Consider the following 23,466-nt stretch of genomic DNA (forward strand, 5'->3'; position numbering starts at 1 on the left):
ACGTTCACCTCCCGCCACAACCTGCGAGATTGTCATGACTATTTCCCTGTACGCCGCTTCCATCCCGGTTTTCAAGCAAATGCTCAACGCCTTGAGCGACGTTCTGAGCAAGGCCGAAGCCCACGCCACGGCAAAGAACATCGAGCCAAATGCCTTCCTGCAAGCGCGCCTGTACCCCGACATGTTCCCGCTGGTGCGTCAGGTGCAAATCGCCGTTGATTTCGCCAAAGGCGTTTCCGCGCGTCTGGCCGAGGTTGAGTTGCCGAAGTACGACGACACCGAAACCACGTTCGCTGAGCTGCAAGCGCTGATCAGCAAAGTCCTGGCATTCATCGACGGCATCAAACCGGCGCAAATCGATGGCAAGGAAGGGATCGAGATCATCACCCGTCAAGGCACGCCGAAAGAGAAGCGCTTCAGTGGCCAGGCTTATCTGCTGACCTACGGCCTGCCGCAGTTCTTCTTCCACGTCACCACCACCTACGCGATCCTGCGTCACAACGGTGTTGAAATCGGCAAACGCGATTACATGGGCGCGTTCTAAACCGCAAAGACAAAAAAGCCCGGAAAGGTTCGTCTGAACCTTTCCGGGCTTTTCTTATGTTGCTGGGGCAGGACTCAGGCTTTTGGCTCAATGCGCTTGTTTTTTTCCTGGACCAGGCACCGATAACGGCCTGCCGCCCGGGTGTTCAAGGCGATAGGTCAGGTTCGCGTAACCGCTGTCGGAAACACTCTGTTAAGATCCGCCATCCTCTTTTTTCATATCCAGTGAGCCCTTGGGCTATCGCTGGCGTCGTCGTTTGCGGAGTAATGCATGTTGTTGCCCATCCTTCTGTTGTCAGCCGCCGGTTTTACCGTGCTGACCACAGAATTCATCATTGTTGGCCTGTTGCCATCCATCGCTCGCGACCTGGATGTCAGCGTCTCCCAGGCCGGTTTACTGGTGACCTTGTTCGCTTTTACCGTGGCCGCGTTCGGGCCGTTCTTGACCGCATACTTCGCACGCTTTGAGCGCAGGCGGCTGTTTATCAGCGTGCTGATCATGTTTGGCCTGGCCAATACCCTGGCGGCAGTGGCGCCGAACATAGGTGTAATGGCGCTGGCGCGGTTGATTCCGGCGCTGGGTTTGCCAGTGTTCTGGGCCTTGGCCAGCGAGACGGCTGTGGACATCGTCGGGCCGGATTACGCCGGGCGCGCCATCGCGAAAATCGGTTTTGGAATCGTCTGCGCGACCGTCTTCGGGATTCCGGTCGGCACTTTGATTTCCGATGCATTCGGCTGGCGCAGTGCGTTTGCCATTCTGGCGGTGGTGGCGTTTGCCAAGGCATTGCTGCTGTTTATCTATCTGCCAAAGACGCAGTTGCATGAAAAACAGGTGAGCCTGCGTTCACAGTTCAAAATTCTGCGCAGTCCGTTGATGCAGGGCCATGTGCTGCTGTCGATCCTGGTCTTCAGTGGCATGTTCACCGCTTACACCTACCTGGCCGACATCCTGGAGCGACTTGCCGGTTTCAACGGCACTGTGGTCGGCTGGTGCCTGATGGGCTTCGGTGCGGTGGGGTTGATCGGTAACTCACTGGGCGGACGCATGGTTGATCGCCATCCACTGATCGCCTCGATGGTGTTCTGTGCCTTCATGATCGGCGGCATGGTGGCGCTGGTGCCAAGCATTCATTCGACGGTTGGGTTGGCGGCTGCCATGGGCATATGGGGTGTCACCCAGGCAGCGTTGTTCCTCGTCAGCCATGTCCGCTTGATGAAGGTCGCACCACAGGCGCCGGCCTTCGCCGCGTCGCTGAATATCGCCGGGGCCAACCTGGGCATTGGGCTGGGTGCGATGGTTGGCGGCCGGGTGATCGATACGTTGGGGCTGGCCAGTCTCGGTTTTGCAGCGGCGGGCTTCATCATGCTGTCGATCCTGCTGGCGCTGTTGTTGATGACCGCCAAAACCCGCGCTGTTTGCGCCTGAATCCTCAGGTGTCAATCGCGGTAAACAGCTCGCGTCGGGCGCCTTCGGTAATGGCGACAATGCCGGGGTGCTTGACCTTGCGCTCCACCGAAATGGCGTAGAACGACTCGGTTACCGCATCGGTCTGGCCAATCAACTCCACGCCATACTGGCGTTTCACTTCGTCGGCAATCACGCTCGGGCCAATGAATATCCCGCTGCCGGATTGGCCAAAGGCCTGCATCAAGGCGCTGTCATCAAACTCACCAACGATGCGTGGCTGGATCTGCTGTTCGGCGAACCAGCGCAACAACCGACTGCGCACCACGGTTTCTTGCCCGGGAATCAGCAGTGGGGCGCCGTGCAAACCCCGAGGGAAGTCTTTCCCATATCGTTCAGCCAGGGCGCTGGTGGCAAAAAAACTGATCCCGCATTCACCGAGTTTCTGGCTGTAGCCTTTGATGTCGAGATGTGACGGCATCGGGCTGTCGGAAATCACCAGGTCCAGACGCTGTATGGCCAGGTCGGCAAGCAGCCGTTCGAGTTTGTCTTCACGGCAGGTGATGTGGATCGGCTCGCTCAACTCCATGGTCGGCGCGATGAGGCGGTAGACAATTGACTTGGGTACTACGTCAGCAACCCCGACCCGGAGCTGAATCTGTTGCTCATTGGGCTGGGCTCTTAGCATCGCCTCCAGCTCACCGCCGAGCTGGAACATCTGCTCGGCGTAGGGCAGGGTCTGGCGCCCGGCTTCGGTCAGCTCAAGCTGTCGCCCGACCCGGCGAAACAACTCGATCCCGTAGGTCTGTTCGAGCAGGCTGATTTGCCCACTGATGGTCTGTGGCGTCAGGTTCAGCTGCTCACACGCCCGAACGATGCTGCCGGTCTTGGCCACGACCCAGAAGTAATGCAGTTGCCGATAATTGAGCATGGGGGATTAAGTTCGTAAAAATCGAAGTATAGCTGCTAAAAATACGAATTTTCCTGAAGTATTTGCCTCCTTAGAATGCAGCGCTATGGACAGGCCATCATCTTGGGTCTGTATGTTCTATCGAGGAACTCATGAAGAAACTCCAATCCATTGGCGCCGCTAGTCTGCTGGCGCTCTCGGTATTTGCGCTCAGTGGCTGCGACCAGGTCGAGAAAAGTGCCCGGCAATTGATGGGCAAAGCGAGCGAGAGCGCCAGGCAAGCCATCGACGATACCCACAAAGCTGCGGAGCAGGCACTGAGTGATGCGACTCAGGGCTTGATCAGTAACAAGAAAAAGCCCGCTGATGACGGCGAGCAACGCGAAAAGTCGTCGCAGGAAATCTAACCCTTCGAACACCGAGTCAGGACTGACCCATGGAATATCTTTTACAACTCGCCGTCAGCCCCACCGCCTGGGTGGCCTTGGCTACCTTGATCGTTATGGAAATCGTGCTTGGCATCGACAACTTGATCTTCATCTCGATCTTGACCAACAAGCTGCCTGAGCAGCACCGGGCCAAAGCGCGGCGCATCGGCATCAGCATGGCATTGGTTCTGCGTCTGGGCCTGCTCAGCACCATTGCGTTTATCGTGCAGTTGACCGAACCGGTCATCGATGTGTTCGGCCAGGTGTTCTCCTGGAAAGACATGATCCTGATTGCCGGTGGTCTGTTCCTGCTCTGGAAAGCGACGACAGAGATCCACCACAGCATGGACCCGGAGCCGCAAGAGACGGCATCCGCGACCTCCGGTGTATCGATTGGTTTTGCCGCGGCGATCGGTCAGATCCTGATGTTGGACATGGTCTTTTCGATTGATAGCATCATTACCGCCGTCGGCATGACCGAGCACTTGCCGATCATGATCATTGCCGTAGTGGTCTCGGTGCTGGTGATGTTGCTGGCGGCCGAGCCCCTGGCGAAGTTCATCAACGACAACCCGACTGTGGTGATGTTGGCTCTGGGCTTCCTGATCATGATCGGTATGACTTTGATTGCCGAAGGCTTCGGCGCTCATGTACCGAAAGGCTACGTCTACGCGGCCATGGCGTTCTCGGCGACGATTGAAGGTTTGAATATGCTGTCGCGCCGCGCTCGCCAGAAGCGGGTTGCGGTTGAGGCCTGAGTAGCGCAAACAGCAAACGGTCGTCTGTGCTCGAAAGGGCACGGCGACCGTTTTCGTTTTCTTTTTTTTGGGGGGGCGGATTTCAGTCAGTGCGCGGTAGCGGTGCGACCGGCAGTTTTTTCGGTCTTCGCAATGGGGGTTGGCTGGATGTGTGGGTGATGGTGTCTGCGAGTAACGCGCAGCACGCCCCAGAGCATCGCGGCGGCAACGGCCAGCCAGCCAAAGATCAGCATGATGATTGTCGTTGTCAGGCTCATAAGTGCCTCCTTTTAGCCCTGCTTGGGGCGCACACTCTTTGCTATGGACAGTCTAGTCGCTGATGTGTTTCAAGCTATTGACCAAAGGTCGAGAGCCACCAACCAGTTCGCTCTATCGGGCGCAATAAACTGCCGTTCAAGGCTATACCGTCGCCCGAGACGGCCCTATGATCGAGGGCCAAGCCGGGAGCGTGTTCGCCTGGCGCCTGACCAAGAGAGTAATGATGTTGCGGGTATTTCCTCGATTTCGATCTGCGCTGCTGATCGGTGCTTGTGTTCTGAGCCTGGCCGGTTGCGCCGGGAGCGTGCAGCCAGAGATCCAGCGTTTGCCGGAGCGCGTCGAGCTCAACGGCGTGCCGTTTTTTCGTAGCGAGCTGTATCAGAGTGGGCCCAGTGCTTTGGCCAGCATGCTGTCCCAGCAAGGTATCGTGATCACGCCGGGCTTGTTGGATAAACCACTTCATTTACCGGGCGGTGAAGCCGGACTGCAGCAGAATATGCAGGCCCTGGCGCGCGAGTACGGCATGGTGGTCTATCCGCTCGACAATAATCTTCCCGCGTTGTTGACCCAGGTTGCGGCAGGTTACCCGGTGCTGGTGCGTTTCACCGAAGGCTCGGCGTTCTGGTCGGAGCCAAGGTACGCCGTGCTCGCGGGCTACAACCGTCATAAGCAGACAGTTTTGCTCCGCGCGGGGATGAACCGCCGTTTGCTGATCGACTTCAAGTCTTTTGAATCTTCTTGGGAGAATGCTGGCAGTTGGGCTGTGCTGATCCAGGGGCCGACCCAGATACCCGCCAAGGTTGACCAGCAGCGCTGGCTCAAAGCCGCTAATGAGCTGGCTCAGGCCGGCCAGGAGCAGGCCGCGGCGAGAGCAACCCAGGCAGTTGGCGCGCACTGATTCAGGGGATAAAAAACGGCGCTCTTGAGCGCCGTTTGTTGTGAAGGCCCTGACATGACGTTCAGGGCTTTTTCATTAGGTTTCCCAAGGGTTAATCAGCACTCTGCGCTACACCACCATGACGGTTCTTGAGGTTCTTTTCAGCTTTGTAACGTACGGCAACTTCCGGCACGGAACCGCTTTTCCCGGTTTCGACCCAGTTTCGGATACGGGTGGCGTCGGCGAAATGCGTGTATTTGCCAAAGGCATCAAGAATCACCAGGGCGACCTGGCGATCGCCCATAACGGTCACCAATACCAGGCAGTGACCGGCCTGGTTGGTAAAGCCGGTCTTGGTCAACTTGATGTCCCAGCTGGCCTTGTTGATCAAGTGATCGGTGTTATGAAAGCCCAAGGTGTAGTTCGGCTTGCGGAAAGCCACGGTCTTTTCCTTGGTGGTGCTCAGCTCCCTCAACATCGGATATTTGCGCGCGGCTTCCAGCAGCTTGCTCAAGTCGCGGGCAGTGGATACGTTATGGATCGACAGGCCTGTAGGTTCGACGTAATGGGTGCTGGTCATGCCCAGCGCTTTGGCTTTGGCGTTCATCGCAGCGATAAACGCCGCATAACCACCTGGATAGTGATGGGCCAGGCTGGCGGCTGCACGGTTTTCCGAGGACATCAGCGCGATCAGCAGCATTTCTCTGCGGCTGAGTTCACTGTTGAGTTTGACGCGAGAAAACACACCTTTCATTTCCGGGGTGTCGCTGATCGACACGGAAATGTATTCGTCCATCGACTGCTTGGCGTCCAGAACGACCATGCCAGTCATCAGCTTGGTGACTGAAGCGATCGGCACGATGACGTCCGGGTTGCTCGAATAGATGACTTTATTAGTCTGCAGGTCGACCAGTATCGCGCTACCGGATGCGATGTGCAGATGGGAAGTGTCTCGGGGCGCCGCGATGGTTTCACGAGCGTTGACGCTCGGCGTGATGAAAGTGCCTGTAAATGCGAAAACCAGGCTCAGGATCGAAATACGAATTTTCACGCGGGTGGACTCGTTAAAAGATGGATATGCCGTTGTGTAACGGGGCTTTCTCGAAAAACGTTACATTTTATGAGTATGGTCGAAGAACTGTCGATTGTTCTTCGGCAGCCAGTCGAAAACCTTAAAAAAATAAAAAAAACGGGGGGTATCCCTGACACGAGATGCTCCATTGCTGTGGTATCTAAACGATTTCCGTGGTGTGCGGGATATCCTGCCAAGCTGGTGCATTTGCGGGCGGCGGATCGTCATCGTTGCCAGCGCACGATCGAGGATTTTCTGCATCGCCTGTTCGACTCGCACAAGCATGACCTTAACGATGACCGGATCGTGATCGTTCATGAATTGCGCAGGTTGGCCAATGGCTTGATTGACGAGCTGGAGAGCGGTCGTTCTGATCGAGCAATCATGATGGATCTGGAAAAACGTTTGCAGAAACTGGCGCACCGTGCGCAGCTTAATGCAGCACTGGCAGAGCGGGCTTAACGATTTAAGGGTGTTTCAAGGCGCTAAAACAAAGAACCCCGCCAAGTGGCGGGGTTCTTTGTTCAAGTCTTTATGTAATACCTGAACTTAGCTGTGCAGCGTTTCTGCCGCGTACAGTGTGTTTTCCAGCAGGCAGGCGCGAGTCATCGGGCCAACCCCCCCTGGAACTGGCGTGATCCAGCCAGCGCGGGGCAGGGCGGTTTCATAAACCACATCGCCCACCAGCTTGCCGTCTTCCTGGCGGTTGATGCCAACATCGATGACGATCGCGCCTTCCTTGATCCACTCACCTTTGACCAGACCTGGCTTGCCAGCGGCTACAACCACCAGGTCAGCGCGGCCAACGTGGCCAGCCAGGTCCTTGGTGAAGCGGTGGGTGACGGTGACGGTGCAGCCGGCCAGCAGCAATTCCATCGCCATCGGACGCCCGACAATGTTGGAAGCGCCAACCACCACTGCATCCATCCCATAAAGGTCGGCGCCGGTGCTTTCCAGTAAGGTAATGATGCCTTTAGGTGTGCAAGGGCGAAGCAGTGGAATGCGTTGCGCCAGACGGCCGACGTTATAAGGGTGGAAACCATCCACGTCTTTGTCCGGGCGAATGCGCTCCAGCAGCCTGGAGGCATCCAGCTGTTCAGGAAGAGGGAGCTGAAGCAGGATGCCGTCGATCCTGGGGTCATCGTTCAGGCGATCGATCAGATCGGTCAGTGCTTCTTGAGTGGTGTCGGAGGGCAAGTCATAGGCTTGCGAAAGGAAGCCGACCTCTTCGCAGTCTTTACGCTTGTGCGAGACATAAACTTGAGAGGCGGGGTCGCTGCCGACCAGGATCACCGCGAGGCCAGGAGTGCGCAGGCCTTGCTGGCGACGCTCGGCGACACGTTTGGCGATCTGCTGGCGCAGGCTAGCGGCGATCGCTTTGCCGTCGATTAGTTGTGCAGTCATGACGCGTGATTAACCATCGAGAGGGGGAAGAAAAGAGAACGCATTCTCGCATGTCGTGACGTGAGGGCAAAGGCGCTTGGTCTGCAAATTCCCCTAACCCCTTTAATTAAATGAATTTTTTTCAAAAAAGAGTTGACGACCTTTCCGGTCGTCTATAACATTCGTCGCACTTGTCGGGCACAGCCTAGCACTGGTTAAGAAGGTTGAGTCGGGTTGCTGTTTAACTCGGTAAGACTGAAAGCACTTAGTTTGTAATCGTCCAAGAATACAGATTAACAAGGCGCCCGTAGCTCAGCTGGATAGAGCATCCGCCTTCTAAGCGGATGGTCGCAGGTTCGAGTCCTGCCGGGTGCGCCATTAGGCAGCTTTGGCACAAGTAACGCAACAAGGCAATATGGTGGGCGTAGCTCAGTTGGTAGAGCACGGGATTGTGACTCCCGTTGTCGAGGGTTCGATCCCCTTCGTCCACCCCATATTTAGAAAGGCGCCAGATTAATAATCTGGCGCCTTTGCTTTAAAAGCTTGATACGCGGACGTGGTGGAATTGGTAGACACACTGGATTTAGGTTCCAGCGCCGCAAGGTGTAAGAGTTCGAGTCTCTTCGTCCGCACCAATTAAGTAGCTATTTGATAGCAGATAACGGCGCAGCACCTGAAAAGGGCTGCGCCGTTTTCGTTTCAGAAGCGTGAATTTCCAGGATGGCTGCAGGCATTGGGCTGAAAGGGTGGCGAGTCATCGCCATTTTGTCGCTGGATGGTGCTGTGTTTGCCTGCCGTGTACCTTGTCGGTTCGGCTGCCAGGGATGTGCCCGCTGATTCCTTCTATATATAGAAGGGTTGGTGTAGAGGCCTTGGCGTGATTCGCTGTATTTGCTCTCAGGGCGAGGCGCAACCGTTTGTCCCCCGCCTATAAATTGCCTGCTGCTTTTTTACCCGTTTTCAGTAGGGTGACTTCTTGAGTTTGACCCACTAGAATGCATGCCCTTGATTCTGGGGTCGGAAACGGCCGGCTAACGTCTGTGCAACGAGGAATATCCATGCAAGTTTCTGTTGAAAATACTTCTGCTCTTGAGCGCCGCATGAGCATCACCGTGCCAGCTGAGCGCATCGAGACCCAAGTCAACAAGCGTCTGCAGCAGACTGCCCAAAAGGCCAAAATTGCAGGCTTCCGTCCTGGCAAGGTGCCAATGAGCGTGATTCGTCAGCGTTACGAAGCTGATGCGCGTCAAGAGGCTGTGGGCGATGTGATCCAGGCTTCCTTCTACGAAGCTGTTGTCGAGCAGAAGCTGAACCCGGCTGGCGCTCCTTCCGTAGAGCCTAAAGTCCTGGAAAAGGGCAAGGACCTGGAATACGTAGCTACTTTCGAAGTGTTCCCTGAATTCACCGTTGCCGGCTTCGACTCCATCGCTGTCGAGCGCCTGAGCGCTGACGTGGCGGACGCCGATCTCGACAAGATGCTGGAAGTGCTGCGCAAGCAGAACATCCGTTTTGAGCAAGCCGATCGCGCTGCCCAGAACGAAGATCAGTTGAACATCGATTTCGTTGGCAAGGTCGACGGTGAAGTGTTCGCGGGTGGTTCTGCCAAGGGTACTCAGCTGGTTCTGGGTTCCGGCCGCATGATCCCTGGCTTCGAAGACGGTCTGGTTGGCGCTAAAGCTGGCGAAGAGCGTGTTCTGAACCTGACCTTCCCTGAGGACTATCAGAACCTGGACCTGGCCAGCAAGGCAGCAGAGTTCACCGTTACCGTGAACACTGTGTCCGAGCCGAAGCTGCCGGAATTGACCGAAGAATTCTTCGCTCAGTTCGGTATCAAGGAAGCGGGTATTGACGGTTTCCGCGCCGAAGTTCGCAAGAACATGGAGCGTGAACTGCGCCAGGCGATCAAATCCAAGGTCAAGAATCAGGTAATGGATGGTCTGCTGGCCACCAACCCGATCGAAGTGCCGAAGTCCCTGCTCGAGAATGAAGTGAACCGTCTGCGCGTTCAGGCCGTTCAGCAGTTCGGTGGCAACATCAAGCCTGATCAACTGCCGGCCGAGCTGTTCGAAGAACAAGCCAAGCGCCGCGTTGTGCTGGGTCTGATCGTTGCTGAAGTGGTCAAGCAATTCGACCTCAAGCCTGACGAAACCCGCGTTCGCGAGCTGATCCAGGAAATGGCTTCCGCTTATCAGGAGCCTGAGCAGGTTGTGGCCTGGTACTACAAGAACGACCAGCAGCTGAACGAAGTCCGTTCGGTTGTGCTGGAAGAACAAGTTGTGGATACTGTTCTGCAGAAAGCTAGCGTGACCGACAAATCGGTCTCTTACGAAGAAGCGGTCAAGCCGGTAGAAGCTCCACAAGCCGACTGATTTTTTCTTAGTTTGAAATACACACATAAGCCAGCCTTCGCGCTGGCTTATGCGTATTCAAGACATAACTATTTGGGAGTGACTGCCGGACATGTCCCGCAATTCTTATTATCAGCAGAGCTCTGACATCCAGGCCGCAGGCGGCCTGGTCCCGATGGTTATCGAGCAGTCTGCCCGTGGCGAACGTGCCTACGACATCTACTCGCGCCTTCTCAAGGAGCGGGTGATTTTCCTGATTGGTCCGGTAGAAGACTACATGGCCAACCTGGTTGCGGCGCAACTGCTGTTCCTTGAAGCGGAAAACCCGGACAAGGACATCCATCTTTACATCAACTCACCAGGCGGTTCGGTGACTGCGGGCATGTCGATCTACGACACCATGCAATTCATCAAACCTGACGTTTCGACCATCTGCATCGGCCAGGCCTGCAGCATGGGTGCTTTCCTGCTCGCCGGTGGCGCTGCGGGCAAGCGTCACTGCCTGCCTAACTCGCGCATGATGATTCACCAGCCGTTGGGCGGCTTCCAGGGGCAAGCGTCGGATATCGACATCCATGCCAAGGAAATCCTCTCTATTCGTCATCGCTTGAACTCGTTGCTGGCCCATCACACCGGGCAAAGCCTCGAAACCGTCGAGCGTGATACCGAACGTGATAACTTCATGGGCGCGGAGCGTGCGGCCGAATATGGCCTGATCGACTCCGTGATCACGAAGCGTCAAATGCCTGCCTAAGCAGCTCAAATGTAGGTGGTTGGGTTAACTGGCCACCTGCGGGCTTGAAAAAGCCTGCAATTGCCTTCATCTTGTGTTGCAAGCCTATCGGATTTGGATCGATCGAATGACTGACACCCGCAACGGCGAGGACAACGGCAAATTGCTCTATTGCTCCTTCTGTGGCAAAAGCCAGCATGAAGTACGCAAATTGATTGCCGGCCCCTCGGTCTTTATCTGCGACGAATGCGTCGACCTGTGCAATGACATCATCCGCGAGGAGGTGCAGGAAGCACAGGCTGAAAGCAGCGCGCATAAATTGCCTTCGCCTAAAGAAATCAGCAGCATCCTTGATCAGTATGTGATTGGTCAGGAGCGTGCGAAAAAGGTTTTGGCTGTAGCGGTGTACAACCACTACAAGCGCCTCAACCAGCGCGACAAAAAGAATGACGATGTCGAGCTCGGCAAAAGCAACATCTTGCTGATCGGCCCTACAGGCTCGGGTAAAACCCTGCTTGCAGAAACACTGGCTCGCTTGCTGAACGTGCCTTTCACCATCGCTGACGCCACCACCCTCACCGAGGCGGGTTATGTCGGTGAAGATGTTGAAAACATCATTCAGAAACTGCTGCAGAAGTGCGATTACGACGTAGAGAAAGCTCAAATGGGCATTGTCTATATCGATGAGATCGACAAGATCTCGCGTAAATCTGATAACCCTTCGATTACCCGGGACGTTTCCGGCGAAGGCGTGCAGCAGGCGCTGCTTAAATTGATCGAAGGCACTGTCGCTTCCGTTCCGCCTCAAGGTGGTCGCAAGCATCCGCAGCAAGAGTTCCTTCAGGTCGATACGCGTAACATCCTGTTCATTTGCGGTGGTGCGTTCTCCGGGCTGGAAAAGGTGATTCAAAGCCGTTCTACCCGTGGTGGCATCGGCTTCAACGCTGAAGTGCGTAGCAAGGAAGAGGGTAAGAAGGTTGGTGAATCCCTGCGTGAAGTCGAGCCTGATGATTTGGTCAAGTTCGGTCTGATCCCGGAGTTCGTTGGTCGTCTACCGGTTCTGGCAACCCTGGACGAGCTCGACGAAGCTGCTTTGATGCAGATTCTCACCGAGCCGAAAAATGCTCTGACCAAGCAGTACGCCAAGCTGTTCGAGATGGAAGGCGTCGATCTTGAGTTCCGTACCGACGCTCTCAAGTCGGTGGCCAAGCGTGCGCTTGAGCGCAAGACCGGTGCTCGTGGATTGCGTTCGATCCTCGAAGGTGTATTGCTGGACACTATGTATGAGATCCCCTCGCAATCCGAGGTGAGTAAAGTAGTGATCGACGAAAGCGTTATAGAAGGCAAGTCCAAGCCACTGTATCTCTATGAAAACAGTGAGCCGACAGCCAAGGCAGCGCCAGACGCTTAAGCGTCGCACTGCTGGATTTAAAGAAGGGGCCTTCGGGCCCCTTTGCTTTTATAGCCTTTAAGTCATGTCTTTGAGCTTGAAGTGCCGTCTTTGAGCTTGTTTTTTTTCAAGGCAGCCCCCATCTTGGTTTCAAGCTTACTCCCATCTGTTTACGGCCTTATGGCCGCCGTAGAGGCGAAATCATGAAGACAACCATCGAATTGCCTCTCCTGCCATTGCGTGATGTTGTGGTTTATCCGCACATGGTTATCCCGCTGTTCGTGGGGCGCGAGAAATCTATCGAAGCCCTCGAGGCCGCGATGACGGGCGACAAGCAGATTCTCCTGCTGGCTCAGAGAAACCCTGCTGACGACGATCCCGGTGAAGACGCACTTTATCGCGTAGGTACCATTGCAACGGTTCTGCAGCTGCTCAAGCTGCCTGATGGCACGGTCAAAGTGTTGGTCGAGGGTGAGCAACGCGGTGCGATCGAGCGTTTCAGCGAAGTGGACGGCCACTGCCGCGCCGAAGTTTCGCTGATTGACGAAGTTGATGCTCCTGAGCGCGAGTCGGAAGTATTTGTCCGCAGCTTGCTGGCTCAGTTCGAGCAATATGTGCAGTTGGGCAAAAAAGTCCCTGCCGAGGTGCTGTCGTCCCTCAACAGCATCGACGAGCCGAGTCGCCTGGTCGATACCATGGCGGCGCACATGGCGCTGAAAATCGAGCAGAAGCAGGAAATTCTCGAAATCATCGATTTGTCGGCCCGGGTCGAGCACGTTCTGGCGTTGCTGGATGCCGAGATCGATCTGTTGCAAGTTGAAAAACGCATTCGTGGTCGTGTCAAAAAGCAAATGGAGCGCAGCCAGCGCGAGTACTACCTGAATGAGCAGATGAAGGCCATTCAGAAAGAGCTGGGTGATAGCGACGAGGGCCATAATGAAATCGAAGAGCTGAAAAAGCGCATCGATGCCGCCGGTTTGCCGAAAGATGCCATGACCAAGGCTCAGGCCGAGCTGAACAAGCTTAAGCAAATGTCGCCAATGTCAGCGGAAGCGACAGTGGTGCGTTCTTACCTCGACTGGCTGGTTCAGGTGCCGTGGAAGGCCCAGAGCAAAGTGCGCCTGGACCTGGCGCGGGCTGAAGATATTCTCGATGCCGACCATTACGGGCTTGAAGAAGTCAAAGAACGGATCCTCGAATACCTCGCAGTGCAAAAGCGCGTGAAGAAAATTCGTGGCCCGGTGTTGTGCCTGGTCGGTCCTCCAGGGGTGGGTAAAACCTCGCTGGCTGAATCGATTGCCCATGCGACCAACCGTAAATTTGTTCGCATGGCGCTCGGCGGCGTGCGTGACGAAGCGGAAATTCGTGGTCATCGGCGGACTTACATCGGTTCGATGCCAGGAAGATTGATTCAAAAGATGACAAAGGTTGGCGTGCGCAACCCGCTGTTCCTGCTCGATGAAATCGACAAGATGGGTAGCGACATGCGCGGTGACCCGGCTTCGGCTTTGCTCGAGGTGCTCGATCCCGAGCAGAATCACAATTTCAACGACCATTACCTGGAAGTCGATTACGACCTTTCCGATGTAATGTTCCTCTGCACCGCCAACTCGATGAACATCCCGGCGGCATTGCTCGACCGGATGGAAGTCATTCGTCTGCCCGGTTACACCGAGGACGAGAAGATCAACATCGCCGTCAAATACCTCTCGCCCAAGCAGATTCAGGCCAACGGCTTGAAGAAAGGCGAACTGGAATTCGACGCCGAAGCGATCCGCGACATCATTCGCTACTACACCCGCGAAGCCGGTGTACGTGGGCTTGAGCGTCAGATTGCCAAGGTTTGCCGCAAGGCGGTCAAAGAGCATTCTCTGGAAAAACGCTTTTCGGTGAAAGTGACCGCCGAGCTGTTGGAGCACTTCCTGGGCGTGCGCAAATTCCGCTACGGCCTGGCTGAACAGCAGGATCAGATCGGGCAAGTGACAGGCCTGGCCTGGACTCAGGTGGGTGGTGAGTTGCTGACCATCGAAGCCGCCGTGGTTCCCGGCAAGGGCCAACTGATCAAGACCGGTTCTTTGGGTGACGTGATGGTCGAGTCGATCACTGCGGCGCTGACGGTTGTTCGCAGTCGCGCGAAAAGCCTGGGGATCCCTCTGGACTTCCACGAGAAGCGCGATACCCACATCCACATGCCGGAAGGGGCTACACCTAAAGACGGTCCTAGCGCTGGTGTAGGCATGTGCACCGCTCTGGTGTCCGCACTGACCGGGATTCCGGTGCGTGCAGATGTCGCCATGACAGGTGAAATTACCCTGCGTGGTCAGGTTCTGGCGATTGGCGGCCTCAAGGAAAAGCTGTTGGCGGCACATCGCGGCGGGATCAAAATCGTGATCATTCCTGAAGAGAATGTCCGCGACTTGAAGGAAATTCCTGACAATATCAAGCAAGATCTTCAGATTAAACCAGTTAAATGGATTGACGAGGTCCTGCAAATTGCGCTGCAATACGCGCCGGAGCCCTTGCCGGATGTGGCTCCCGAGATAGTTGCAAAGGATGAAAAGCGCGAGTCTGACTCTAAGGAAAGAATTAGCACGCATTAGTACGCATTAGCCTGGGGGGCTTCCTTGACAGCTTTTTAGAGCCCTTGTTATAAAGCGGCTCTTAAGTGTCTGTAGGCCATTCAGCACTCGTTTTTGCTTTCACCAAAAAACTTAGAATCATACTCAAATAGATATAAGGGGACTTAGAGTGAACAAGTCGGAACTGATTGATGCTATCGCTGCATCCGCTGATATCCCGAAAGCTGCTGCTGGCCGTGCGCTGGACGCAGTAATCGAATCCGTCACTGGCGCTCTCAAGGCTGGCGACTCTGTTGTACTGGTTGGTTTCGGCACGTTCTCCGTTACCGATCGTCCAGCTCGCATTGGTCGTAACCCACAGACCGGTAAGACGCTGGAAATCGCAGCAGCCAAAAAACCAGGTTTCAAAGCCGGTAAAGCACTGAAAGAAGCTGTTAACTAAGTTTCTTTAAAGTCTTTACCCATCCGGGTCGGGGTCAGTCCTGACTTGGCAGCGGAGCGGTAGTTCAGTCGGTTAGAATACCGGCCTGTCACGCCGGGGGTCGCGGGTTCGAGTCCCGTCCGCTCCGCCAGTTACGAGAAGGCGCATCCTCGGATGCGCCTTTCTTCTATCCGGATTCTACCCACGCTCCACGGTTGCTTAATTTGAAGTACAACCGTTTATGGGGGACGCATGCTGCAGAATATCAGGGACAATTCACAAGGCTGGATTGCCAAGACCATTATTGGAGTCATCGTTGCACTGATGGCTTTGACCGGTTTCGACGCCATTTTCAAGGCCACCACACATACCAATGATGCGGCCAAGGTGAACGGCGAAGACATCAGCCAGAATGAGCTGAGCCAGGCGGTCGATATGCAACGCCGTCAGCTCATGCAACGGCTGGGCAAGGATTTCGATGCTTCCTTGCTCGACGAAAAGATGCTGCGTGAAGCCGCTCTGAAAGGGCTGATCGATCGCAAATTGTTGCTGCAAGGCGCAAACAGTTCGAAATTCGCTTTCTCCGAAGCTGCTTTGGATCAAGTGATCCTGCAAACGCCTGAGTTTTTGGTCGACGGCAAGTTCAGCTCCGAGCGTTTCGATCAGGTGATCCGTCAGTTGGGATACAACCGTCTGCAATTCCGTCAGATGCTGACGCAGGAAATGCTGATCGGCCAGCTGCGTGCCGGTCTGGCAGGTAGCGGTTTCGTGACCGATGCACAGGTTATGGCTTTCGCCCGTCTGGAAAAACAGACTCGCGATTTCGCCTCCTTGAATATCAAGGCTGACCCGGCGGCAGTCAAACTGACCGATGATGAGATCAAGGCTTACTACGACGAGCACGCCAAGGAGTTCATGTCTCCTGATCAGGTGGTGATCGATTACCTCGAGTTGAAGAAATCCTCTTTCTTTGATCAGATCAGCGTCAAGGACGAGGACCTGCAGGCTCAGTATCAGAAAGAAACTGCGAACCTCTCCGAGCAACGTCGGGCGGCGCACATTCTGATTGAAGTGAATGACAAGGTGAACGAGGCGCAAGCCAAGGCCAGAATCGACGAAGTTCAACAACGTCTGGCCAAGGGTGAAAGCTTCGAAGCGTTGGCCAAAGAGTTCTCGCAGGATCCGGGCTCGGCAGCTAACGGCGGCGACCTCGGTTATGCAGGTCCAGGTGTCTACGACCCAAGCTTTGAAAAGGCCTTGTACGCCTTGAACAAGGATCAGGTTTCGGCACCGGTTCGCACTGACTTCGGTTGGCACTTGATCAAGCTGTTGGGCGTCGAGGCACCTCAAGTGCCGAGCTTTGCCAGCCTGAAAGACAAGCTGACCAAAGAGCTGAAAACCCAACAGGTCGAGCAGCGCTTTGTCGAGGCGACCAAGCAACTGGAGGACTCCTCGTTCGAAGCTTCCGATCTGTCTCAGCCGGCTCAAGATCTGAAACTGACCGTTCACACCTCGGCGCCATTCGGTCGTGAAGGTGGCGATGGTGTTGCCGCCAACCGTGCGGTTGTGCAAGCAGCGTTCAGTCCTGAAGTGCTGGATGAGGGGGCTAACAGCACCGCCATCGAGCTGGATCCGGAAACTGTTGTGGTGCTGCGCGCCAAAGAGCATCGCAAGCCTGAACAACTGCCTCTGGAAAGCGTTGCCGGCAGCATCCGCGTGCAATTGGCCAAGGAGCATGCAAGTGCTGCCGCCAAGGCCAAGGCTGAAACACTGATTGCCGGTCTGCGCGATGGCAAGACACCGTTGACCCAAGCGGTGGATGGTCAGAGCTGGAAAGTGACTGGGGCCGTAACCCGTGGTCAGGAAGGCATCGATCCAACCGTGCTGCAAGCACTGTTCCGTATGCCGAAACCTGTAGCCAAGGACAAGCCGACTTTCAGCAGTGTGACCCTGGCTGATGGTAGCCTGGTGATCGTGCGTCTGAACGGCGTGAACGAAGCGGCAGCGCCTACCGAGGAAGAGAAAGCCCAGTATCGTCGCTTCCTTGCTTCGCGCATTGGTCAGCAAGACTTTGCGGCCTATCGCAAGCAACTTGAAAGCCAGGCGGACATCAAGCGCTTCTGATGCCTCACTGAGTCGACAAGTTGTAAACAAAGACCCCGGCCGCAAGGCCGGGGTCTTTGTTTATGGGTTATCGATGCCGGTAAGGGAGGCTGTGATACTGTTGACGATAGAAAAGCCGCCAATCGCAATCAGCAGCAAGGGGCGACGGCGCCAGCCCCGGTTGACGCTGGTCAGGGGGTCGCCGTCAGTAACGAGCCGAAGGCTTAAAGCGTGACCAACTGGCCGACCCGTGCTTGCGAAACGCTCAGGTCCTCGCTCATTCGTGACAGCAGGCCCGCCGGCAAGGTTTCTGTCATGACGGTAATGAAGCCTGCGGTGGCCAGGTTGCGGGTGTTCATGGATCATTTGTGTGCGTGATTTTTTCCCGCAAATAGCGATCAGTAAGTTTGTAACGCTTTTAAGACACTAAACGGTACGCCCATGAGCGTCGATCTGTTGCACAATACGCCTCGAACCGTTTTGCTCAGGATTTTCAATGTTTAAATCATTCCACTTGCGTGTTGCTGTACTGGCGCTTGTGATGGCGGGCGCAGCAGGTTGCTCGTCGCAAAAAGCCGCCATTTATGAGCATGAAAATTTCGCTGACTCCGGAACCTTCTCGCGCGACTACCCGATGAGCGATACCGCGACGTGCGAAGCCGCACGTCGCGCCTTGCTCAGTCAGGGCTATATCATCACCAGCAGCGATCCGAAGCTGGTCAGTGGTCACAAGAGCTTTCAGCAGACCGGTGAAACGCATATGGAGATCAGCTTCAGCGTTGTCTGTGCTGAAGACGGCAGTGCCGGTCACCACGCAACGATGTTCGCCAATGCCTTGCAGGATCGCTATGCGCTGAAAAAGACCAATAACTCCGCCAGTCTTGGGGTCGGTGTATTGGGTTCGGTGTCGATGCCAATTGGCTCCTCCGACGATTCGATGGTCAAGGTCGCCAGCGAAACAGTGTCTTCGGCCAAGTTTTATGAGCGTTTCTTTGCGCTGGTTGAACTGTTCTTGCCGCCTGAGGCCAAGAAGGCTGCGAATATCACCGAGAAGCCGAAGGCCGATCTGGGGGTGCCCGAGCCCAAAGTCGTGCCTGCTGCTGTAGCGCCAACGCCAACGCCTGCGCCTGCTGCTGTAGTGCCAACACCAACACCTGCGCCCGCTGTTGTACCGGCCGCAGAACCTGCGCCAGTTGTTGTGCCAGCAGAAAGCGCGCCAGCGGTCTCAGAGCCTGTGGCGCCGTCAGCGAAAACCGCACCGATTGTCCCTGAGCAAACCGCGGCGCCAGTCCCGTCGGCTGAAACCGTAACACCACCGGCGAATCCAGCTTCGCTGCCGGCACCGACAGAGCCGATTCAGGCTCTGCCGGTTTCGGCTCAGTAAGCCCGGCCCGGACCGCTGCAGGATTGGCCTTGCCGATATCAATCCTGTAGCGGCTGATCGCTTGCGACAAGTGACTTCAGGCTGACTGCCCGTCATCGCCTGGCGCCTTCAGCGCGGCCAACACAATCATGCCAATACAATCGTTGCACCGCGGATGGCGGTAAATTCGCGGGGATCTGCTACGTTTGATTTTTAAGAGTCTGAGTGTCATGAAGGATTATTTTTTCCGTCATGAAGGCACTTTATGCTGAGAGCGAAGGTCATTTAAGCAATCGGTTTTACACTGCAACCAAAAAGGATGTCGCAATGGACGATTACCAGGAAGAGCTTCTCGAATATCAGGCGTTTGAACTCGATCCATTGGAACCTGCTGAAGACGCTACCGAGCTGTGATGGTGGTGGCGTGCTTCAGGCTGATTGGCGATGGCTTCGGCGAAATTCGCCGGGAGTCTGGCCATTCCAGCGTTTGAAGGCCCGTTGAAAGGCTTCGGCTGAGGCAAATCCCAGCAAGTAAGCAATCTCCCCGAACGCCAGCTCGGTGTCGCGGATGTAGGTCATCGCCAGATCACGCCGGGTGTCGTTGAGAATGGCGCGAAATTGCGTGCCTTCTTCGGCGAGCTTGCGGCGCAAAGTCCAGGTCGGCAGCTTCAGGCGTGCCGCCACTTCTTCCAGGTCGGGTTCCCGGCCACCATTGAGCAAGGGTCCCAGCAACTGAATAATGCGCTCACGCAGGCTGCGGGTTCGAGTCAGTTGCTCCAGTTCCCTTTCACACAGCTTGATCAGTAGACGCCAGGTACTGGGGCAATGCTCAGGGTTGCGCAGCGCCAGACTGGCCTGGCTCAGACGCAGCTGATTGTGCTCAGCACCAAAGTGGATAGGACAGTCACCCAGCATTGCATAGCATTCACGGTACTCCGGCTCGGCGAACTCGATGTCGATGCGCTCGGCGTGCACCGGTTCGGGGCTCAGGCTGGATAACTGCTGTAGCCATCCGGCAATGATCGAATCCACCACGAAGCGGTTGTAGGCGTTATAGGGGCTGATGGAATAGAACCGCAGCCAGGCGCCTTGAGCATCTTCATGGAAGCTCGAATGGCCGCGATAGTTTGAGCCATACAAGGCTTCGAAACGGGTCAGGCAGCGCGCGGCTTCCCGAACTGTCGGTGCCTGGGCCGCCGTGACTCCGGCCAGGCCAGCCTGGCTGAGACGACTGAGCTGGCCCATGCGCAAGCCCAATGCCGGGTCTGCGGTCAGTTGAATGGCTGCGTGGCCCAGGCGCATGTAACGTGGAATCGACAGCCTTGCGCCGGCTTCGGCCAGGCGCGCCGGGTCGAGGCCATATTGATCGAGCAAATCCTGTGGGTCCAGGCCATGGCTGCGCACGGCGTCGGCAAGGCTATGGACAAAGCCAACAGATAGATCGCCGAGGCGCATCGGTAGCGGTTTCATCGGTTACAACCAGATGTTCAGCATGCGGGCACCGCGGGCATCGCCGTCGGTGAGGGTTTGGCCGTTGCAGCTGATAAAGCTCTGGCCGTCGCTGCCTTGATCCCAGAACTGGCCACGTAAAAACACGCTCACGCCGGCTATAGCGTGGTTGCCGGGAAGCTGGCTGGTCAGTGTCAGGTGATGCCAGGCGTCACCTTCGCTGAGCTCTCCGGGCTTGAGGTGGGTTTCGCTGGGAGTCGGCATGTTTTTGTACCCGCGCCAGGGTTTGTCCCATGTACCGCGACCGGTAACGAAGGCCGGGACGGCGATCAACTGCGCGCCCTGGTCATTGAGTTTGCGGTAATTGTCGGGGTACCAGCTGTCTCTGCCGATCAATACGCCAAGGCGTCCTGCCGGGGTATCGATGACGTTAATTGTCCTGTCGGCACCGGGCTGGATAAAACCGCGCTCATCGAACGCCGGATTACGTTGACGCTGGGGTTGGCCGATCGGCAAGCCGTCGCTGCCGAACACCAGCGTGCTGTTGTACAGCGCGCCGCGACCGGCTTTTAGCTGGCTGTCGCTGACACTTGGCTCAGGCAGCACGATGGAACCTGCCACCAGCGTTACACCAAATTCCCTGGCCAGCCCACCGAACAGTGCCTGGTAATCCCTGGCCATGGAGTCGGCTTTCATCCGCAGGTACGCGTCGTCCAGACGACTGTCGCCTGTGGCGCTGATGAGTGCCCGTGCAAACGCCAGTGGATTACTGATAGCCAGCCAGTTCATTGCCTCTTCAAGGCTGGTGGCTTGGTACACCTCATCTTTTTCGCTGCTGATCATCAGCCAGGTACCGATATGCTCCGGCAGCACGACGATGGTTTTGTCATTCAGCAAGCCTAGATCCAGGGCTTGCTGCAAATAGGCCGCAAGCTTGCGATGCAATTGCTGGGGGCTTTGATAATCGGTGGGGAACAGTTCGGGCTGGATGCCCAGAAGGTTGCCGCGATCGGCGCGAATACCGTGATCCACGGCGAGCTTGATCCGCAAGTCCGACAAGTAATGGCCGACGGGGCGTTCGGCGGTCCACATCGCATAGAGGGTGATGGCGGCGATCAAAGCCAAGGAAAAGGTGAGGCTGAGAAGTTTGCGCATGGGAAAACAGTAAGCGGCCGCATACAGGGTTTACCGACTAGGGTAGGGCCCATGCATGCGATTGCCAAGGGGCGCTGCACATTTGGATCAATAAGTTGTCAGTTACGGTCATTGAGCGGCGAGAGGTGTGCTCTTAGTCTGTCGAACATAACTGATGGGAGCCAAAGAGTTCCTGCACTTTTCCGTGATTGCTCGTTATGGAGTTACCGATGGCCGCCGCTCACTACCCGCACCTGTTGGCCCCGCTGGATCTGGGTTTCACCACGCTGCGCAATCGCACCCTGATGGGGTCGATGCACACTGGTCTGGAAGAAAAGCCCGGCGGTTTTGAGCGTATGGCTACGTACTTCGCCGAGCGTGCCCGTGGTGGCGTTGGTTTGATGGTCACCGGCGGCATTGGCCCGAACGAGGAAGGTGGTGTGTACTCGGGCGCGGCCAGACTGACCACCGAGCAAGAGGCGCAAAAGCACCAGATCGTGACCCGCGCGGTACACGAGGCGGGCGGCAAGATCTGCATGCAGATCCTCCACGCCGGGCGTTATGCCTACAGCCCGAAACAGGTCGCGCCAAGCGCCATCCAGGCGCCGATCAACCCGTTCAAGCCCAAAGAACTGGACGAGGAAGGTATCGAGAAGCAAATCAGCGACTTCGTCACCTGTTCGACCCTGGCGCAAAAAGCCGAGTACGACGGCGTCGAAATCATGGGCTCTGAAGGATACTTCATTAACCAGTTTCTGGCGGCGCATACCAACCACCGTACTGACCGCTGGGGTGGCAGCTTCGAGAACCGCATGCGTCTGCCGGTGGAAATCGTGCGCCGCGTGCGCGAGGCCGTAGGGCCGAATTTCATTATTATCTATCGCCTGTCGATGCTCGATCTGGTGGAAGGCGGCAGCACCTGGGAGGAAATCGTCCAGCTGGCCAAGGCTATCGAGCAGGCCGGTGCGACCATTATCAACACCGGGATCGGCTGGCATGAGGCGCGGATTCCGACCATCGCCACCAAAGTCCCGCGTGCTGCGTTCAGCAAGGTCACCGCCAAGCTGCGCGGTGAGGTAGCGATCCCGTTGATCACCACCAACCGCATCAACACCCCGGAAGTCGCCGAGCAGATTCTCGCTGAAGGCGACGCGGATATGGTCTCGATGGCGCGGCCGTTCCTTGCCGACCCGGACTTTGTCAACAAAGCCGCTGCCGGGCGCGGCGACGAGATCAACACCTGCATCGGTTGCAATCAGGCCTGCCTGGATCACACCTTCGGCGGCAAGTTGACCAGCTGTCTGGTGAACCCGCGGGCCTGCCACGAAACCGAACTCAATTACCTGCCGGTGCAGCAGATCAAGAAAATCGCCGTGGTTGGCGCCGGGCCTGCGGGCTTGTCGGCGGCTACCGTCGCGGCGGAACGTGGGCATCAGGTGACGCTATTCGATTCCGCCAGCGAGATCGGTGGCCAGTTCAACATCGCCAAGCGCGTGCCGGGCAAGGAGGAGTTCTTTGAAACCCTGCGCTATTTCAAACGCAAGTTGCAAACCAGCCATGTCGAGCTGTGCCTGAACACCCGGGTCGACGTCGAGCAACTGGTGGCTGGCGGTTATGACGAGATCATTCTCGCCACCGGTATCGCCCCTCGTTTGCCGGCAATTCCCGGCATCGAGAATGCCAAGGTCTTGAGCTACCTGGACGTGATTCTTGAGCGCAAGCCTGTCGGCAAAAACGTGGCGGTGATCGGTGCGGGCGGTATCGGCTTCGACGTGTCGGAATTTCTCGTCCAACAGGGGGTGTCCACCAGCCAGAACCGCGAGGCGTTCTGGAAGGAGTGGGGCATCGATACCCACCTCGCTGCACGTGGTGGCGTCGCCGGTATCAAGGCTGAGCCCCATGCACCGGCGCGTCAGGTGTTCCTGCTGCAACGCAAGAAGTCCAAAGTCGGCGACGGCCTGGGCAAGACCACTGGCTGGATTCATCGCACGGGCCTGAAGAACAAGCAGGTGCAGATGCTCAACAGCGTCGAATACCTGAAGATCGACGATGCCGGGTTGCACATCCGCATCGGGGAGGCAGGCGAGCCGCAAGTATTGCCGGTGGACAACATCGTGATTTGCGCAGGACAAGACCCGTTGCGCGAGCTGCAGGACGGCCTGCTGTCGGCCGGACAGAACGTGCACCTGATTGGTGGTGCGGACGTGGCCGCTGAACTGGACGCCAAGCGGGCGATCAATCAGGGTTCGCGATTGGCGGCGCAATTGTAACGGCCCCCTGTAGCAGCTGGCGTAGCCTGCGTTCGGCCGGCA

Annotated in this window: 20 protein-coding genes, 4 tRNA genes and 2 pseudogenes; 19 read left to right on the forward strand and 7 right to left on the reverse strand. The window is 56.5% G+C overall.

Translation table 11 applies throughout. From position 1 onward, the window contains the following. The first annotated feature begins 34 nt into the window (after positions 1 to 34). Both AC07VR_RS27840 and AC07VR_RS27845 read left to right on the forward strand, forming a co-directional pair. Entirely contained in the window at positions 35 to 544 is a 510-nt protein-coding gene (locus tag AC07VR_RS27840) for a DUF1993 domain-containing protein (protein WP_494994121.1), read from the forward strand. Positions 545 to 814: 270 nt separating this feature from the next. Next, positions 815 to 1,969, forward strand: a complete 1,155-nt coding sequence (locus AC07VR_RS27845; protein WP_495013167.1) for an MFS transporter — start codon at positions 815 to 817, stop codon at positions 1,967 to 1,969. A gap of 4 nt (positions 1,970 to 1,973) precedes the next feature. On the opposite strand, the gene nhaR is transcribed toward AC07VR_RS27845, so the two are convergent. Next, positions 1,974 to 2,879, reverse strand: coding sequence for a transcriptional activator NhaR (gene nhaR / locus AC07VR_RS27850; RefSeq protein ID WP_495013168.1), 906 nt, complete (start codon positions 2,877 to 2,879; stop codon positions 1,974 to 1,976). A gap of 131 nt (positions 2,880 to 3,010) precedes the next feature. Here nhaR and AC07VR_RS27855 point away from each other — a divergent pair, with 131 nt between their 5' ends. Both AC07VR_RS27855 and AC07VR_RS27860 read left to right on the forward strand, forming a co-directional pair. Further along, positions 3,011 to 3,265 carry a hypothetical protein gene (locus tag AC07VR_RS27855; RefSeq protein ID WP_495013169.1) on the forward strand — a complete coding sequence of 85 codons (255 nt, stop codon included), beginning with the start codon at positions 3,011 to 3,013 and terminating at the stop codon, positions 3,263 to 3,265. Between the two features lie 29 nt (positions 3,266 to 3,294). Beyond that, positions 3,295 to 4,044 (forward strand): TerC family protein, encoded by a 750-nt coding sequence (locus AC07VR_RS27860; RefSeq protein ID WP_494994117.1) that lies wholly within the window; start codon positions 3,295 to 3,297, stop codon positions 4,042 to 4,044. 86 nt (positions 4,045 to 4,130) lie between these two features. On the opposite strand, the gene AC07VR_RS27865 is transcribed toward AC07VR_RS27860, so the two are convergent. Then, positions 4,131 to 4,301 (reverse strand): hypothetical protein, encoded by a 171-nt coding sequence (locus AC07VR_RS27865; RefSeq protein ID WP_494994116.1) that lies wholly within the window; start codon positions 4,299 to 4,301, stop codon positions 4,131 to 4,133. A 167-nt stretch (positions 4,302 to 4,468) separates the two neighbouring features. Here AC07VR_RS27865 and AC07VR_RS27870 point away from each other — a divergent pair, with 167 nt between their 5' ends. Next, complete coding sequence (locus tag AC07VR_RS27870) at positions 4,469 to 5,200, forward strand: PA2778 family cysteine peptidase (protein ID WP_495013170.1); 732 nt, start codon at positions 4,469 to 4,471, stop codon at positions 5,198 to 5,200. 91 nt (positions 5,201 to 5,291) lie between these two features. Here AC07VR_RS27870 and pbpG read toward each other — a convergent pair whose 3' ends face one another. Further along, entirely contained in the window at positions 5,292 to 6,230 is a 939-nt protein-coding gene (gene pbpG / locus AC07VR_RS27875) for a D-alanyl-D-alanine endopeptidase (RefSeq protein ID WP_494994114.1), read from the reverse strand. A 219-nt stretch (positions 6,231 to 6,449) separates the two neighbouring features. Between pbpG and AC07VR_RS27880 the strand changes: the two are divergent. Next, positions 6,450 to 6,713, forward strand: a pseudogene (locus tag AC07VR_RS27880) (hypothetical protein); the annotation flags it as partial. Positions 6,714 to 6,800: 87 nt separating this feature from the next. On the opposite strand, the gene folD reads toward AC07VR_RS27880, so the two are convergent. Continuing rightward, on the reverse strand, positions 6,801 to 7,655 hold the full coding sequence (gene folD / locus AC07VR_RS27885) for a bifunctional methylenetetrahydrofolate dehydrogenase/methenyltetrahydrofolate cyclohydrolase FolD (protein ID WP_494994113.1): 855 nt from the start codon (positions 7,653 to 7,655) through the stop codon (positions 6,801 to 6,803). Positions 7,656 to 7,935: 280 nt separating this feature from the next. On the opposite strand from folD, the gene AC07VR_RS27890 reads away from it, so the two are divergent. The 10 genes from AC07VR_RS27890 to AC07VR_RS27935 all read left to right on the forward strand — a co-directional run bounded on the left by AC07VR_RS27890 (position 7,936) and on the right by AC07VR_RS27935 (position 17,229). Next, a tRNA-Arg gene (locus tag AC07VR_RS27890) sits at positions 7,936 to 8,012 on the forward strand. Positions 8,013 to 8,052: 40 nt separating this feature from the next. Then, a tRNA-His gene (locus AC07VR_RS27895) sits at positions 8,053 to 8,128 on the forward strand. Between the two features lie 56 nt (positions 8,129 to 8,184). Continuing rightward, a tRNA-Leu gene (locus tag AC07VR_RS27900) sits at positions 8,185 to 8,269 on the forward strand. A 423-nt stretch (positions 8,270 to 8,692) separates the two neighbouring features. Beyond that, entirely contained in the window at positions 8,693 to 10,003 is a 1,311-nt protein-coding gene (tig, locus tag AC07VR_RS27905; RefSeq protein WP_494994112.1) for a trigger factor, read from the forward strand. Between the two features lie 91 nt (positions 10,004 to 10,094). Further along, on the forward strand, positions 10,095 to 10,736 hold the full coding sequence (clpP, locus tag AC07VR_RS27910) for an ATP-dependent Clp endopeptidase proteolytic subunit ClpP (protein WP_489072213.1): 642 nt from the start codon (positions 10,095 to 10,097) through the stop codon (positions 10,734 to 10,736). Between the two features lie 106 nt (positions 10,737 to 10,842). Then, a complete protein-coding gene (clpX, locus tag AC07VR_RS27915; RefSeq protein WP_494994111.1) occupies positions 10,843 to 12,126 on the forward strand; it encodes an ATP-dependent Clp protease ATP-binding subunit ClpX in 1,284 nt (427 codons plus the stop codon). A 182-nt stretch (positions 12,127 to 12,308) separates the two neighbouring features. After that, complete coding sequence (gene lon / locus AC07VR_RS27920; RefSeq protein WP_494994110.1) at positions 12,309 to 14,705, forward strand: endopeptidase La; 2,397 nt, start codon at positions 12,309 to 12,311, stop codon at positions 14,703 to 14,705. Between the two features lie 148 nt (positions 14,706 to 14,853). Then, positions 14,854 to 15,126 (forward strand): HU family DNA-binding protein, encoded by a 273-nt coding sequence (locus tag AC07VR_RS27925; RefSeq protein WP_002552737.1) that lies wholly within the window; start codon positions 14,854 to 14,856, stop codon positions 15,124 to 15,126. A gap of 53 nt (positions 15,127 to 15,179) precedes the next feature. Then, positions 15,180 to 15,256, forward strand: a tRNA-Asp gene (locus AC07VR_RS27930). Between the two features lie 101 nt (positions 15,257 to 15,357). Then, a complete protein-coding gene (locus AC07VR_RS27935; RefSeq protein WP_495013171.1) occupies positions 15,358 to 17,229 on the forward strand; it encodes a SurA N-terminal domain-containing protein in 1,872 nt (623 codons plus the stop codon). A gap of 87 nt (positions 17,230 to 17,316) precedes the next feature. Here the strand turns inward: AC07VR_RS27935 and AC07VR_RS27940 are convergent. After that, positions 17,317 to 17,552: pseudogene (locus AC07VR_RS27940) on the reverse strand (MFS transporter); the annotation flags it as partial. Between the two features lie 152 nt (positions 17,553 to 17,704). Between AC07VR_RS27940 and AC07VR_RS27945 the strand changes: the two are divergent. Further along, a complete protein-coding gene (locus AC07VR_RS27945) occupies positions 17,705 to 18,592 on the forward strand; it encodes a DUF2242 domain-containing protein (RefSeq protein WP_494994108.1) in 888 nt (295 codons plus the stop codon). A 231-nt stretch (positions 18,593 to 18,823) separates the two neighbouring features. Next, positions 18,824 to 18,985, forward strand: coding sequence for a hypothetical protein (locus tag AC07VR_RS27950; protein ID WP_494994107.1), 162 nt, complete (start codon positions 18,824 to 18,826; stop codon positions 18,983 to 18,985). Positions 18,986 to 19,000: 15 nt separating this feature from the next. Here AC07VR_RS27950 and AC07VR_RS27955 read toward each other — a convergent pair whose 3' ends face one another. Both AC07VR_RS27955 and AC07VR_RS27960 read right to left on the reverse strand, forming a co-directional pair. Next, positions 19,001 to 20,041 carry an AraC family transcriptional regulator gene (locus AC07VR_RS27955; protein ID WP_495013172.1) on the reverse strand — a complete coding sequence of 347 codons (1,041 nt, stop codon included), beginning with the start codon at positions 20,039 to 20,041 and terminating at the stop codon, positions 19,001 to 19,003. A gap of 3 nt (positions 20,042 to 20,044) precedes the next feature. Beyond that, a complete protein-coding gene (locus tag AC07VR_RS27960) occupies positions 20,045 to 21,175 on the reverse strand; it encodes a carbon-nitrogen hydrolase family protein (RefSeq protein WP_495013173.1) in 1,131 nt (376 codons plus the stop codon). Positions 21,176 to 21,384: 209 nt separating this feature from the next. Here AC07VR_RS27960 and AC07VR_RS27965 point away from each other — a divergent pair, with 209 nt between their 5' ends. Beyond that, entirely contained in the window at positions 21,385 to 23,424 is a 2,040-nt protein-coding gene (locus AC07VR_RS27965; protein WP_495013174.1) for an oxidoreductase, read from the forward strand. Positions 23,425 to 23,466 lie beyond the last annotated feature (42 nt).

Source organism: Pseudomonas sp. GW821-FHT02H09, assembly GCF_059421425.1.

What these genes read in the sequence shown, in the direction of transcription:
- AC07VR_RS27840 (WP_494994121.1), top strand. Translation starts at nt 35, where the DNA reads ATGACTATTTCCCTGTACGCCGCTTCCATCCCGGTTTTCAAGCAAATG.
- AC07VR_RS27845 (WP_495013167.1), top strand. Translation starts at nt 815, where the DNA reads ATGTTGTTGCCCATCCTTCTGTTGTCAGCCGCCGGTTTTACCGTGCTG.
- nhaR (WP_495013168.1), bottom strand. Translation starts at nt 2,879, where the DNA reads ATGCTCAATTATCGGCAACTGCATTACTTCTGGGTCGTGGCCAAGACC.
- AC07VR_RS27855 (WP_495013169.1), top strand. Translation starts at nt 3,011, where the DNA reads ATGAAGAAACTCCAATCCATTGGCGCCGCTAGTCTGCTGGCGCTCTCG.
- AC07VR_RS27860 (WP_494994117.1), top strand. Translation starts at nt 3,295, where the DNA reads ATGGAATATCTTTTACAACTCGCCGTCAGCCCCACCGCCTGGGTGGCC.
- AC07VR_RS27865 (WP_494994116.1), bottom strand. Translation starts at nt 4,301, where the DNA reads ATGAGCCTGACAACGACAATCATCATGCTGATCTTTGGCTGGCTGGCC.
- AC07VR_RS27870 (WP_495013170.1), top strand. Translation starts at nt 4,469, where the DNA reads ATGATCGAGGGCCAAGCCGGGAGCGTGTTCGCCTGGCGCCTGACCAAG.
- folD (WP_494994113.1), bottom strand. Translation starts at nt 7,655, where the DNA reads ATGACTGCACAACTAATCGACGGCAAAGCGATCGCCGCTAGCCTGCGC.
- tig (WP_494994112.1), top strand. Translation starts at nt 8,693, where the DNA reads ATGCAAGTTTCTGTTGAAAATACTTCTGCTCTTGAGCGCCGCATGAGC.
- clpP (WP_489072213.1), top strand. Translation starts at nt 10,095, where the DNA reads ATGTCCCGCAATTCTTATTATCAGCAGAGCTCTGACATCCAGGCCGCA.
- clpX (WP_494994111.1), top strand. Translation starts at nt 10,843, where the DNA reads ATGACTGACACCCGCAACGGCGAGGACAACGGCAAATTGCTCTATTGC.
- lon (WP_494994110.1), top strand. Translation starts at nt 12,309, where the DNA reads ATGAAGACAACCATCGAATTGCCTCTCCTGCCATTGCGTGATGTTGTG.
- AC07VR_RS27935 (WP_495013171.1), top strand. Translation starts at nt 15,358, where the DNA reads ATGCTGCAGAATATCAGGGACAATTCACAAGGCTGGATTGCCAAGACC.
- AC07VR_RS27945 (WP_494994108.1), top strand. Translation starts at nt 17,705, where the DNA reads ATGTTTAAATCATTCCACTTGCGTGTTGCTGTACTGGCGCTTGTGATG.
- AC07VR_RS27950 (WP_494994107.1), top strand. Translation starts at nt 18,824, where the DNA reads ATGAAGGCACTTTATGCTGAGAGCGAAGGTCATTTAAGCAATCGGTTT.
- AC07VR_RS27955 (WP_495013172.1), bottom strand. Translation starts at nt 20,041, where the DNA reads ATGAAACCGCTACCGATGCGCCTCGGCGATCTATCTGTTGGCTTTGTC.
- AC07VR_RS27960 (WP_495013173.1), bottom strand. Translation starts at nt 21,175, where the DNA reads ATGCGCAAACTTCTCAGCCTCACCTTTTCCTTGGCTTTGATCGCCGCC.
- AC07VR_RS27965 (WP_495013174.1), top strand. Translation starts at nt 21,385, where the DNA reads ATGGCCGCCGCTCACTACCCGCACCTGTTGGCCCCGCTGGATCTGGGT.